Source organism: Noviherbaspirillum soli, from assembly GCF_015352955.1.
GTDB lineage: Bacteria > Pseudomonadota > Gammaproteobacteria > Burkholderiales > Burkholderiaceae_D > Noviherbaspirillum_A > Noviherbaspirillum_A soli.
The window spans coordinates 1-12633 of sequence record NZ_JACYOX010000071.1; the positions used below are offsets into that span (position 1 = coordinate 1).

The window sequence follows — 12633 nt, forward strand, 5'->3', positions numbered from 1 at the left end:
GCAGGCTGAAAAGCCTGAAGCAACCGCCCCTAAAGGGCTATAAATAAGGCGCTAAACCGTCCTTTTTATCCAGATCCGACCATATAGATCAGTGTCACCGAAAAAAGAAGGCTTGTTCAGCGTAGCCTTAGATACGTCTGCGGTGTGGCGCTGGTATCGCTGAAGACAACCATGTAGTCGATGTCGGACTTCTCATCCATCGACCGGGGCAAGATCGTGCCTCGCGTTGAAGATCCAAAGCGGAAATGCTGCGCAATTGCGCTGCTGTCAAAGTATGACGCCATCCGAGACTGAAGCGTAGTGATCGAGGTCGCAATTGATGACTGCTCGGTTGCAGAAAGCACGGCACTACTGGCCGTGGCTGTCAGAAAACTCAATACCGACATCCTGTCAGTTCCCCTTATCCACTTTGTGGGTTGCTTCACCTTCTTCGATTCCCTTTCGCGCAGCGACAAACGCGCGACGCGGAATGCTGGGGCTCTTCAAGTTCAACTCATTGCGCGCAGCTGAAAGTACCTTCAGTCGTTCGGAAAGCTCGTCCAGTCGATCAGACTGAAGCAGTTCGATCTCCCGGAAAAACCGTGCCTCGTTGCGAAGGGCGAGGAACTGACCAGCGGCAGCCCGGTGCAATGCAGCGCGCTCGTTGGGCTTGAGAAAAGTCATCAACCCAGTGAGTAACGATGCAAGAAGGGTGAAAGCTGTCGCCCACTCAGGTTGGCTCTTGATCAGCGTCGCTCCAGCGACGGCCCCGAGAGCAGTTGCCGGAACACCTAACCAGTAGTTGCGCTGCACCCATGTGTCTTCGGCATTGAAATGCCCCTTGCTCGAATAAAGGGTGTCTTCTTCCAGGCGCTCAGCCTCTCTACGAAGCGCGGATATCTTGGCTTGATCGACTGGGGTTTTCCCGGTCATTTCGTTCTCTTCCACTTGGTTATCCTCATGCCGATGCCCCGGGCTGCGGTGGCACCTTCGGCGGCACTGTGCCCGGGTGATACGTCGAGTCGAAAACCATATCGGTCAGCCAGCGCTTGAAGCTAAGGTTGTCGCTGAACTGCTTGAACAGCTCCGTGTGGTCAGAGATCAGCTCCAGCACCACGCGATTCAACGCCTTATCGTGTTCCAGCTTCGCATTCTGTTTATCGGAGTTGGCCTGCGCGTTCTGGTAGGCCTTGTCTTGCGCTACGCGGGCGGGAATCTCCTCGGTGATCACCTTGCGAATCTTGTCGCCGTCCTTCCACTCGATGTTGCCGAACATGTCGTTGAAGGCTTTGATGATGTTCGACAGCTTGTCGATATCGGACGTGCCACCACCGCCGCCTCCGCCAGGCGGGGGCGGTTCGATAAAAGCATTCGCATCGTCCATCGACATCTTCAGCGACGCTTGCGCCTCCACCCGATAGCTGTCCATATCGATGGCTTCCAGCACGCCCTTTGAGAGGTCTTCCTCCTTCGGGGCCGGCAGCTTGGGAATCAGGAAGTTCAGGAAGATGGCCAGCTTTTCCCACGCCGGGTGACCGTAAGTCAGGATCGCAGCAAGGAAGCCGTAGCTGCGCACGAAGGCCTTAGCCTTGCCTTTGAACTCGACTTGGTCGTCTTCGCTCAGGTTGTCGATGTACTCGGCAACGCAGGCATCGAGGATGGGATCGAGCTTATCCCGGTCTGCACCAGTGACGTAGAGCGCCACCAAGTCCTCAACTTGCTGCCAGCTGTACACCTGCTTCGCATCGAGATCGTTCTTCAGATCGTGCAGCTTGTTGGGGTCGGTTTCGCCGACCTGCACCGTCGCGCGGTAATAGTCCTGGAATGCCGTCTTAACCGCCTCGGCGTTGTCGGCAAAGTCGAGCACGAAGGTGTCGCGCTTTTGCGGGTGCGCCCGGTTCAGGCGCGACAGCGTTTGCACCGCCAGCACGCCCGCCAGCGGCTTGTCCACGTACATCGTGTGCAGCAGCGGCTCGTCAAAGCCGGTGACGAACTTGTTGGCAACGATCAGAAAGCGATATGGGTCTTGCTTGAGCTTGGACGGGATGTCCTTGCTCGGGAAATTATTGAGGTCGGCCTCGGCCTTCTTCACGCCGCCGATTTCGAAGTCGCCCGAGTACGCCACGATGGCCTTGTACGGGCTCTTAATCGTGGTGAGGTAATCCGACACTTCGCGGTAATAGTCGATGGCACGGGCAATGCCGTTGCAGATGATCATTGCTCGTGCCTTACCACCGATCTTTTGCTTGCCCGCCACCTGCGCCACGAAGTGATCGACCATGATCTCGGCCTTCTTGCGGATGGCTTTGTCGTGAGATTCGACGTAGTGGCGAATCTTCTTCAGCGCCTTGACCTTGTCGAAGTCCGGGTCGTCCTCCACCGTCTTGGCGACGTGGTAGAAGCTGTCCACCGACGTGTAATTGGCGATCACGTCGAGAATGAAGCCCTCTTGGATCGCTTGCTTAGTCGTGTAGGTCAACTCCTCCGGGGAGCGGAAGTGCGCTTCGCCACCTTCCATGTAGCGCTCGCCGAACAACTCCAGCGTCCGGTTCTTCGGCGTGGCAGTGAAGGCGAAGTAGCTGGCGTTCGGCAGCATCTTGCGCGACTCGATCAGCTTGTTGACGGCGTCCTCGACGGACTCCTCGTCGTCCTCATCGTCACCAGTCGCGCCCGACAAGGCCATGTGCATCTTGGCTGTGGTCTTGCCGCCTTGGCTAGAATGCGCCTCGTCGATCAACAACGCGAACTTCTTGCTGCCGAGGTCGCCCAGCTCATCGAGGATGAACGGAAACTTCTGCACCGTCGTCACGATGATTTTCTTGCCTTTGCGCAGAAAGGTGCGCAGCTCGGCAGCGTCCTCGGAATGGCCGAAGATCGACGCCACATGGTCGTAGCTCTTGATGGTGCGGGCGATCTGGGTGTCCAGCGCACGGCGGTCGGTGATGACGATGACCGAATCGAACTGCGCCAGCATCGCATCGGCGGCGGCCTTGAGCTCGACCAACTGGTGAGCGAGCCACGCGATGGTGTTGCTCTTGCCGCTGCCCGCCGAGTGCTGGATGAGGTAGCGCTTGCCGACCCCATCCTCGCGCGAGCGGCGCAGCAAGGCGCGGACGGTACGCAGCTGATGAAAACGCGGGAACACCTGCTTACGTCGCTTCTTGCCCTTTTCGTCTTCCTCTTCCACCACCTGTGTGAAGTTCTCGATAATGTTGGCCAGCGAGTCCTTTTGCAGCACCTGCTTCCACAGGTAGTCAGTCTTCAAGCCGTGCGGGTTGGGTGAATTGCCCGCGCCGCTGTTCCAGCCCTGGTTGAACGGCAGAAACCAGGAGGTCTTGCCGGTGAGATGCGGGCAGAACCGCACCTCCGCGTCGTCCAGTGCCATGTGCGCAACGCAGCGCCCAAGCTGGAACAGCAACTCGTTCGGATTGCGGTCGGCCTGGTACTGCGTGATGGCGTCGGCAACCGTTTGCTTGGTCATCGAATTCTTCAACTCAAAGGTCAGCACCGGCAGGCCGTTGATGAAGATCACCATGTCCAACGAAAGCTGCGACTCATCGTTGCTGTAGCGCAGCTGTCGGGTGACGCTGAAAATATTCTTGCCGAAGTTTTCGGCGGCGTTAGCGTTGCCCGGACTGGGTAGCAGTTTGTACAGGTCGACGTGCGCCGGGCCATGGCTGACACCCTTGCGCAGCACATCCACCACACCGCGCTTGGCGATCTCACCTTGGATGCGGTGCAGGAATTGCGTGCGCTTGATGCCCTCGTTTGCCAGCTCAAGTGCGGTGACGACCGTCGGCTGCGTGGCTTGCAGAAACGCCAGCAACTGCACTACGTCCACCGCCACGTCGCGGTTATAGTCGGTGGGCTGCCCCTGCACGTAGCCGCCAATGATGCAGAGGTCGCGGACGATCAGGGCCTCCAATCCCTTCTCGCTGGTGTCAGTCATCGCCATCGTCTTCCTCCCCGTCGGTATCGATTTCTTCGTCGCCGACCAACGCCACCAGATCTTCCTCGGCCACTACATCGTCCGGGCCCGGTACCCAGCCGCGTACATCCACTTGGCCAGTAACGACATCTGCAATCTGGCGATCTCGGTACTCGCGGACCAGAGCGATCTCGCTCCGAATTCTCTCGATAGCGGCATCTTGTCCTGCTGTCGCGGTTTGTAGTGCGCTCAGAATTTCATCCTGTTCGTTGAGCGACGGTAAAGCGATACGGAAGTTCTTGACGAAGTCGAGCGGCACACGCTGCTGGCCTGCGGCGCCTGTCATGGCATCAGCCCCGAGAACTCGGAATGTTTTGAGCGACAAGAGCTTTGCCAAGAACGCGGGCCGAATTCGCCGAGCAGCCCTGAGCACAATGAACTCCGTCGTACCGAAGCCGATGTCTGTCGGTAACGCGTCGAGCAGTCCGCCCTTACCGTTCTCGAAGCACGGTGTGATCTTGGCCATCACGACATCGTTACGTCGGAAATAGGTGTAGCCCTCCCAGACCTCAGTAACCTTTCTGCTCTCGACGTTCTGTAGCTTCCCGTCCGTCGTGATGCACTCCATCGGCAGGAATGAAACCGACTCATCGCTCAGACGAAGCGCGGCGCTCTCGGAGCGCGACGGATTGAACATGGCAATGTGTTTGAGCTTGCACGTTTCCCAATGCGCTGGGATACGCGGAATCCAATCGATGTCCGAGTCGCGTTTCTTCGTGGCGGAATCAAGACCCTGCGTAACCGCACCTTCGATGATAGTTTGCTTCTGCTCGTCAAGCAGGCCTATGAGATCGCGCTTAGCCTTGATGAAACGGGCAATCTGGGCATCCTGCGCCCGCAAGTAGGTTACGATCTGGTCTTGCTCCGAGCGCGGCGGCACCAAAGACGGCATCTGCTTAAATTCGTCCCAATAAAGCCGGTTGCGATCAGCCACGATGCCACGTGAGAATTTGTTCACTTCGCGCATGTAGGCGTCGGTGCGAAACAAATAGCTGTAATAGGCGCTGTTGGCTTCCTCAAATGGTTTGACGACCACATAGGCGGGGCTGACTAAACCATCGACCGGTGCGGGGCCGAGTGCGCCTTGCCACATCCGCATCATGTTGTAGGCGATATCGCCCTTGGCTGCGCGTTTGTACTTCTCCTTCTGGCTCATCACCTGTTTGCGCTTGAGATTTTCCATGTCACGCACACGCACGCCAGTGCGCAGGGACACCTCCAAAATGGGCAATTCGGGGAAGCCCGTCTGTACCCGATGAGCGAACAGGCGACCATTGCGCAGCACATTCCAGCCTTGTGGCACCTCGGGAACCCAAGGAAGCCCAGACTCCTGGTAGACGGGATACGTTGCCTGCACGGCCATCACGCCCCCCCCACGATCTTGTGCAGCAGACCATCGGTTTGCGCCTCCAGCTTGAGGATGTCAGCGCGAATTTTTTCGAGCGTGCGCAGCGGGGTCGGCTTGTAAAAGTAGCGCGCGAACGAAATCTCGTAGCCGATCTTGGTGGCGTCCATTGCGATCCAAGCATCCGGCGCGTGGGGCAGCACCTCACGGACGAAGAAAGCTTCGATACCACCGGGTTCCTTGAGCGGCACTTGCTCGGTGTCGCGCAGATCGGTGTCGGCTTCGTACTCCACCATGAAGCGATCCTGGCCCACGGTTACCAGGTACGCCCCGTCGTAGCCGGGTTCAAAATGCTCTGTCGCCTTGAGCTTGCTGCGCTTGGCAATAACGGGCGGTGCCGTTTCGTCGCGCCAGCTGACCGCTTTGTAGATAGCCTTTTTCTCGGGCGCACCCAACTTCTTGTTGTGCGCCTTCATCACAGCCTCGAAACGCGCACGGAACTCGTTGTGATCGTCGAACACGCCTTCGCCAAGTTCCTGCTGCGCCAGCTTGCCCAGTTCCACCAAGATTTTGTCGCGCAGCCACGTCGCGGAGTCGAGCAGTCTCTTACGCCGCTTCTCCGGCACGGCCTTCTTAGTGGCCTTGGCATCTTCGTCGTCCGACTCGTCGTCGGCTTCCTCGTCGCCATCGTCACCTTTCAGCCACGCCTCAATCTCGGCCTTGATGGCGTTGAAGTCCGTGTACAGCTTGTCTCCGTGCTTGGCGTAAATCTCACTGCGCAGCGCCTCGTCGCCCGTGGCAAAGCGCAGGCTCTCGATGGCGCTACGCTTGAGCTGGCTTTTCAGTCGCAGCGGGCGCTCAACCGTGATCTTCCAGTAGCCGAAGTCAGCGTTGTCGAACCACTTGCATTCGGGCGTTGCCTTTGCGGCTTCCGCGTCAGCGGGCGGCTGGTCGAGGTAATGCCTCAGGATGCGTTCAATGTCCGCGTCCGCCAGCTCGCAGTTCTTCTTACCGAGATTGCGCCGCATCGGCAGGAACCACTGCGAAGCGTCGATCAGTTGCACCTTTCCGCGTCGGTGCGCGGGCTTCTTGTTGGCCAGCACCCAGATGTATGTGGCGATACCGGTGTTATAGAAGATATTGAGCGGCAGGGCAATGATAGCCTCAAGCCAGTCGTTCTCCAGCACCCAGCGGCGGATATTGCTCTCGCCCTGGCCCGCGTCGCCAGTGAACAAGGCGGAGCCGTTATGTACCAGCGCGATGCGGCTGCCCAACGGCGTTTTGTGCTTCATCTTCTGCAGCTTGTTCACCAGGAACATCAGCTGCCCGTCGCTGGAACGGGTAATGAGCTTGAACTCGGAATCGCCGCCGTGATTGACGATGAAGCGAGGGTCGCTGAATTCCTTTTTGCCGCCCATTCGGTCGAGGTCGGTCTTCCAACTCTTGCCGTAAGGCGGGTTGGAGATCATGAAGTCGAACTCGCGTGACGGGAACTGGTCGGCCGAGAGCGTGGACTTGTCTGCGCCACCGACAATATTTTCCGCCTCGTCGCCCTCGCCCTTGAGCAACAGATCGGCCTTGCAGATAGCATAGGTCTCGGGGTTGATCTCCTGCCCAAACAGGTGAATCGAAACTTCCTTGCCATGGCTCTTTGCCAGTTCGTGCAGTGCTTCTTCGGCCACGGTCAGCATGCCGCCCGTACCGCAACTGCCGTCGTACAGCAGGTAGGTGCCGGACTGGATTTGGTCGGCCACCGGAAGGAACAGCAACTTGGCCATCAGCTTGACCACGTCGCGCGGGGTGAAGTGTTCGCCAGCTTCTTCGTTGTTTTCCTCGTTGAAGCGGCGAATCAACTCCTCGAACACCGTGCCCATGCCGTGGTTGTCGAGTGCGGGCAGTTTAATCCGGCCGTCAACATCTTTGACCGGCAGTGGAGAGAGGTTGACCTCAGGGTCGAGGAAATCGTTGATTAAGTGGCCGAGAATGTCGGCCTCGACCATCGTTTGAATTTGGTCTCTGAATTTGAACTTAGACAAAATGTCCTGAACGTTCGGTGAGAAACCGTCCAGATAATCAACGAAATTGTCGCGAAGACGTTGTCCTTGTCCGCTGGCAGTTAGCGTTCCCAACGTGAACTCTGATGTGTTGTAGAACGCCTGCCCAGACGCCATTCGGAGTGCGCCGTCTTGTTCGGCCACGTTGTGTAAGTCAAGGAACTTCTTGCGCTCCAGCACGGATTGCTTGGTCGATTCCAGCACGGCGTCCAGCCGCCGGAGAACGGTGAACGGCAGGATGACGTCACGGTACTTGCCACGCACATATACGTCGCGCAGGCGGTCATCCGCAATATTCCAGATGAAGTCGGCAACCCACTTCAGGTTGCTTTGGTCTTGTTGTTTTGCGAGTTTCATTAAACCTGTCCTTGCGTAGTTGCCCTCGACGATCTCCCGGATCCGCTTGTCGTGCACTTCAAGTGTCTTGGCCATCGTTCTCTGTCTTTCCAATTATTTTTTGCGCTGCCGGAGGACGATACCCTGGTGCCAGCTTTGCGTTCTCCACGCCGTACAGGGCTAGCGGGTCGCTGAGCCACAGACGGTACTGCTCTTCCTTCAAACTGTGATCAGGCGATGCGTCAACGCTCCAGCGCAGCAGCATGTAGCCTGCGACCGCAGCTCGGACACGCATCCGGATAGAGCCATCGGTCATCCCGTAGTCCATCCTGATGATCTCGGGACGGGCGAGGCGCGGGTGCGGCACCAAGTCCAACTCCACGATCCGCGTCCACTGAATGTCGTTGTCAGAGCGCTCGTTGGCCTTAGGCTCTTCGTCAAGCAACTGGGGGGCTTCGATTCGCGTAAGAACGAAATCACGGAACTGGCCAGACTTCCTGTCAAAGGCGCGGACGTGCCAGCGCAGGCCGGTGTCAACCAGCGCAAAGGGAACGATGACTCGCCCAGACTCTCCGTTGCTCATCGAGTAGTAGCGAATGGCTACTGGTCGCTTGGCATGAATGGCACGGCAAATCGGCGCCAGTACGTCTATCCGTGGGCTACTCAAGACGGCGGGCCATTCGCACGGCAACAGGGAGTGCGATTCGACGTTTACGCCATCACCATACCCAAGCGCGAGCGCCGACAAGACACGCTGAGGCGCGTGGTCGAAAATCGGGACGAACGTCTTGCCGATCCGGTAGATCTTGTTACTGCCGTCGAACTCGATGTTCTGTGGCGCGATTTCCCGATAGAGCGCAAGATCACGCGTTGCCCCGGCAGGAGCCACCCCAAAACGGTTCGCCAAGTCGGGGCGCCCGATTTCACCCACAAAGTAGAGGCGAAAGTCGATGTAAGCCAACCGCTCCTGCTGGGCATGGCTCAAGCTCTCGACGCGTTGTGGACGTGTGGTCACGGAATTCTCATCCAGAATAAGCAATGGCAAGATCAGAGTCAGCCTCTTATCAAATCAGAATTAAGCACCATATCTAATCAAATTGATGACATAATACTTGTCACTTAAGTTTTCATCAATAAAATCTATGCGCAGTTGCTGACTGAAATGCAACATAATAGGTCTGGAGGGCGCTCCACAACTGATTTTATTGGTTCAGTTGTGGAGTGCTCTTCAGCCTTTTCCTATAGATCTGCGCAACGAACGAAGCCGGTAATTCCAAGTCTATTTATTGAAGTTGCTACAATTCATAGGCATACTTCGGCACCTCTTTGTTATTGTCCTTATGCAACATTGGACCACTTATGGCCCGTTCTGATCAAATGAAGGCTTTGTTGCGCGCCTATGCAGGCGACAACAAGGAACATTTTTATGCCGTGGCCATGCAAATGGCTGCGGATGAAGCACATCGTGGGCACACGAAGCTCGCGGCAGAACTGCGCGACCTCATCGACGAGGCGAAGAAAAAAACCAGTTTCGTAAATAAACCCATTCCCCTAGCGCAGCCCAAGGGGGAGCTAAGTGAGCTCTTGACCGTCCACTATCCGCAGGAGCACTTACAGCAGATGGTGCTGTCGAGCTCGGTCGAAAAAAAACTGCAACGCGTTCTGCGCGAACAGCGCAATATCGACCGGCTGAAGGCGCATGGTTTGAGCCCTCGGCGCAAGCTGCTACTCATCGGACCACCAGGCACCGGCAAGACGATGACCGCTGCGGTAATCGCAGGAGAGCTCCGTTTGCCCCTCTTTACCGCGCGTTTCGATAGCTTGATCACGAAGTTCATGGGCGAAAGCTCGGCAAAGTTGAGACTAGTGTTCGACGCGCTGAAGTCGACTCGCGGGGTATATTTTTTTGACGAGTTTGACTCTCTCGGCCTGCAACGAGGAAGCCAGCACGATGTCGCCGAGATGAGAAGGACATTAAATATGTTCCTGCAACTAATTGAGCAAGACACGTCGGACAGCTTGCTCATCGCGGCAACCAACCATTCGAAGGATCTCGACAAGGCGCTTTTCCGCCGGTTCGACGACATAATCCAATACGACTCTCCCGATGAAGCGCAGGTCGAACTACTGCTTAGGAACAAGCTCTCCCTTTTTTCGCCGCCCAATCTGGACTACGCAACGCTCGCTAAGCATGGGCAAGGAGAGTCGCATGCTGATATCGTCAAGGCCTGCTCGGACTCAGTAAAAGATGCCATTATGGATGACCGCGACATGGTTTCCTTCGACGAGGTCATCCAGCATCTTGAAGAGCGCTCCCAGAGAAAGAGCCTCTAAAAAGTTTCATTTCTGTAAGTTACAATGGTTGGAATAAAACATCTTTCCAGCCGTCATGCCCGACCAAGCGCTCCCACACCTCTTTGTAGATGGCTTTGTAACTTCCAGCGACTTCAAGTCTCCATTGTCAGTCCAACGCGAAGCGGCTCCCCAGCGTAGCCGGCGAGCGCATGGGCGCCATCTGCTTCAACAGGTCCAGTCTCTTGTTCGTCAATCTGCGGAATTGAGACAACAGCGCGCAGAACTCGAGCTACCTGGCCATGGGGGCATGACTGTCGCCATCGAAATCCGCCCTAAGGGCTCGCTCGATCCGAAGACCCTCGAATGGAAGAGAGAGGGCATTGAAGTGCTAACGGTCTCCGGCGGGGACGCATTCGACATCGTGACCCTCCATGTCCCGGACGGCAAGCTTACCGCGTTCGAGCGCCGCGTCGAGGATTATGTACAAAAAAATAATCGGGCCGATACGAAGCCAGCCAACGCGAACCTAATTAACGCCATTGAAAATGTTCGTCGCGCGGCATTCGGGGAATTTTGGACCGACAACGCGCCTCAGCCCCCTAGTGAGGAAGTCCGGTGGTACCAAGTTTGGTTGCGCCAGTCCGGCAGGACGGCCCAGGCGACGAGGGATGAATTCGCTGAGTTGGCCGCACGGCTGGACATAATAGTAGAACCTGGCCATGTCACCTTTCCTGGAAGGGTAGTAGTGGCGGTGCAAAGTACTCGGCAAGCCCTGGAAAATGCTTTCCAGCTTCTGGACATGGTGGCTGAGATCCGCAGCGTTGAGCCTACCGCGGAATTCTTCTTGGCGAATTTGAAGCCGTCCGAGCAGGCTCAATGGATTGAGCAATTGGCCGCGCGGACGGTGCATGCTGACGAGCACGCTGCGCCATTCGTCACTCTCCTCGATACGGGCGTAAACCGTGGACACCCACTGCTGCGTGATGCACTGGATGCCGACGATATGCACACGGTCCACCCCGATTGGCCAGCAGACGACCATGTTGGGCACGGCACTGAGATGGCTGGACTGGCGCTATACGGTGACTTGACCCCCGCTTTGGCCTCGGATGAACAGGTGAGCATTCCGCATCGTCTCGAGTCAGTGAAGATTTGGCCGAATGATGGCGAGAACCCGCCTCACTTGTATGGCGCTGTGTGCACAGAAGCCGTGGGGCGCGTCGAAGTGCAGCATGCCGAACGCCGGCGAACGTTCGCGATGATGACCACTTCAAGCGGTACGAACATCGGTGAACCGTCGGAGTGGTCGGCAAGCATCGACCAGTTGGCTTTCGGGCGGCCTCCGCTCGAGGTAGGAGGTGTTCCCGTAGAGGATGACGACTTGAGGGTGCAGCGCCTGTTCGTGCTCTCGGCCGGCAATTTGCCGTGGCAAGACTGGGGAGACTACCCGAATAGGAATAGCCTCAGTCCGATTCACAACCCCGCGCAGGCCTGGAACGCCTTGACTGTGGGCGCCGCCACTCAACTAACCGAGCTAGACAAGGCTCGCTATCCAAACTACGAGCCTATCGCACCTGCGGGCGCGCTTTCTCCGGCGTCTACTACTGCGCTGTTGTGGAAGCGGCCATGGCCCTACAAGCCTGACGTCGTCGCGGAAGGCGGAAACGGCAGTCTTGAACATAGCCTTCACGTGTCAGTCGGCCCCGAGTCATTACGGCTATTGACCACGTCGCGCGATCCTTTCAATAGGCCATTCGCCGAGTCGGGCGACACAAGTGCGGCCGCCGCACAAGTCGCCAGAGTCTGCGCGCATTTGAATGCCGCTTATCCCGATTTTTGGCCGGAAACAATCCGGGCGCTCGTAATCCATGGGGCCAGGTACACCAAGGCAATGCGCGACAAACTAGGCTTTCCGCCACGGCGAAGAGACAAGGAAGCCTTGCTCAATACTTTTGGCTACGGGATGGTCAGCTTGGAAAATTCCGGTTACTCCACTAACCGCCGCCCCACCTTGGTCGTGCAGCGATCCTTTTCCCCATACCGATTGGATGGCGGGGCTGTGCGGCTAGGACAAATGCAGCTCCATGACTTGCCATGGCCGAAAGAGCAACTGGCAGCGCTGGGCGAGGCAGAGGTTACGCTTCGCATTACCCTTTCCTATTTCATCGAACCCAATCCCAGCAAGCGTGGATGGCAAAGCAAATTCCGATACCAGTCCCATGCGTTGCGATTTGCCGTCAAGGCAGCGACGGAGACAGATGAAGAATTCATGGCCCGCGTGAACAAGTTGGAGCGCAATCCAGACAGTGATGGCGCGCACGGTGACCCCGATATAGCCGATTGGACATTTGGCGCCCAACTCCGCTCACGGGGCTCCGTCCATTCCGACATTTGGACGGGTACCTCTATCCAATTAGCAGCAAAATCTCAAGTGGCTGTTTTCCCCGTGGGAGGATGGTGGAAGGACTGGAAGGAAGCAGCCCAACACGGCGCGGAAGCGCGCTATTCACTAGTAGTCTGACACAGGACATTTTTCGGTTTTAAAGCGATCTAACGGGAGGTTGTCGGGAAGGAGATCGCAATGAACCGAAAATATGTGCTGAAGTTGACGGCGGACGAACGCGGCTGGCTGGAAG

At 57.1% G+C, this 12633-nt stretch carries 8 protein-coding genes; 2 read left to right on the forward strand and 6 right to left on the reverse strand.

Features of this window, described 5'->3' with window-relative positions:
• Positions 1 to 116 precede the first annotated feature (116 nt).
• From IGW04_RS24670 to IGW04_RS24695, 6 genes are read right to left on the reverse strand one after another with little or no spacing between them, the layout of a single operon-like run.
• Positions 117 to 386, reverse strand: coding sequence for an SMODS domain-containing nucleotidyltransferase (locus IGW04_RS24670; RefSeq protein WP_228527379.1), 270 nt, complete (start codon positions 384 to 386; stop codon positions 117 to 119).
• A 4-nt stretch (positions 387 to 390) separates the two neighbouring features.
• The gene (locus IGW04_RS24675) at positions 391 to 927 is read right to left on the reverse strand and encodes an SLATT domain-containing protein (RefSeq protein WP_323744904.1); all 537 of its coding nucleotides are present in this window, start codon (positions 925 to 927) and stop codon (positions 391 to 393) included.
• Positions 928 to 937: 10 nt separating this feature from the next.
• Positions 938 to 3928, reverse strand: coding sequence for a type I restriction endonuclease subunit R (locus IGW04_RS24680; RefSeq protein WP_228527380.1), 2991 nt, complete (start codon positions 3926 to 3928; stop codon positions 938 to 940).
• A complete protein-coding gene (locus IGW04_RS24685) occupies positions 3921 to 5330 on the reverse strand; it encodes a restriction endonuclease subunit S (RefSeq protein WP_194715758.1) in 1410 nt (469 codons plus the stop codon). Before IGW04_RS24685 ends, IGW04_RS24680 begins: the two co-directional genes overlap by 8 nt.
• Positions 5330 to 7798: a type I restriction-modification system subunit M gene (locus IGW04_RS24690; protein ID WP_407672182.1), complete on the reverse strand. Its 2469-nt coding sequence runs from the start codon at positions 7796 to 7798 to the stop codon at positions 5330 to 5332. The genes IGW04_RS24685 and IGW04_RS24690 overlap by 1 nt, the downstream gene beginning before the upstream one ends.
• On the reverse strand, positions 7782 to 8717 hold the full coding sequence (locus IGW04_RS24695; RefSeq protein WP_194715754.1) for a helix-turn-helix transcriptional regulator: 936 nt from the start codon (positions 8715 to 8717) through the stop codon (positions 7782 to 7784). Before IGW04_RS24695 ends, IGW04_RS24690 begins: the two co-directional genes overlap by 17 nt.
• Positions 8718 to 9061: 344 nt before the next feature.
• Here IGW04_RS24695 and IGW04_RS24700 point away from each other — a divergent pair, with 344 nt between their 5' ends.
• Both IGW04_RS24700 and IGW04_RS24705 read left to right on the forward strand, forming a co-directional pair.
• A complete protein-coding gene (locus IGW04_RS24700) occupies positions 9062 to 10036 on the forward strand; it encodes an AAA family ATPase (RefSeq protein ID WP_194715755.1) in 975 nt (324 codons plus the stop codon).
• A gap of 268 nt (positions 10037 to 10304) precedes the next feature.
• A complete protein-coding gene (locus IGW04_RS24705; RefSeq protein WP_194715756.1) occupies positions 10305 to 12518 on the forward strand; it encodes a S8 family peptidase in 2214 nt (737 codons plus the stop codon).
• Positions 12519 to 12633: the final 115 nt, after the last annotated feature.

Coding starts and splice junctions, on each gene's coding strand:
- IGW04_RS24670 (WP_228527379.1), bottom strand. CDS start 386: ATGTCGGTATTGAGTTTTCTGACAGCCACGGCCAGTAGTGCCGTGCTT.
- IGW04_RS24680 (WP_228527380.1), bottom strand. CDS start 3,928: ATGACTGACACCAGCGAGAAGGGATTGGAGGCCCTGATCGTCCGCGAC.
- IGW04_RS24685 (WP_194715758.1), bottom strand. CDS start 5,330: ATGGCCGTGCAGGCAACGTATCCCGTCTACCAGGAGTCTGGGCTTCCT.
- IGW04_RS24690 (WP_407672182.1), bottom strand. CDS start 7,798: ATGGCCAAGACACTTGAAGTGCACGACAAGCGGATCCGGGAGATCGTC.
- IGW04_RS24700 (WP_194715755.1), top strand. CDS start 9,062: ATGGCCCGTTCTGATCAAATGAAGGCTTTGTTGCGCGCCTATGCAGGC.
- IGW04_RS24705 (WP_194715756.1), top strand. CDS start 10,305: ATGACTGTCGCCATCGAAATCCGCCCTAAGGGCTCGCTCGATCCGAAG.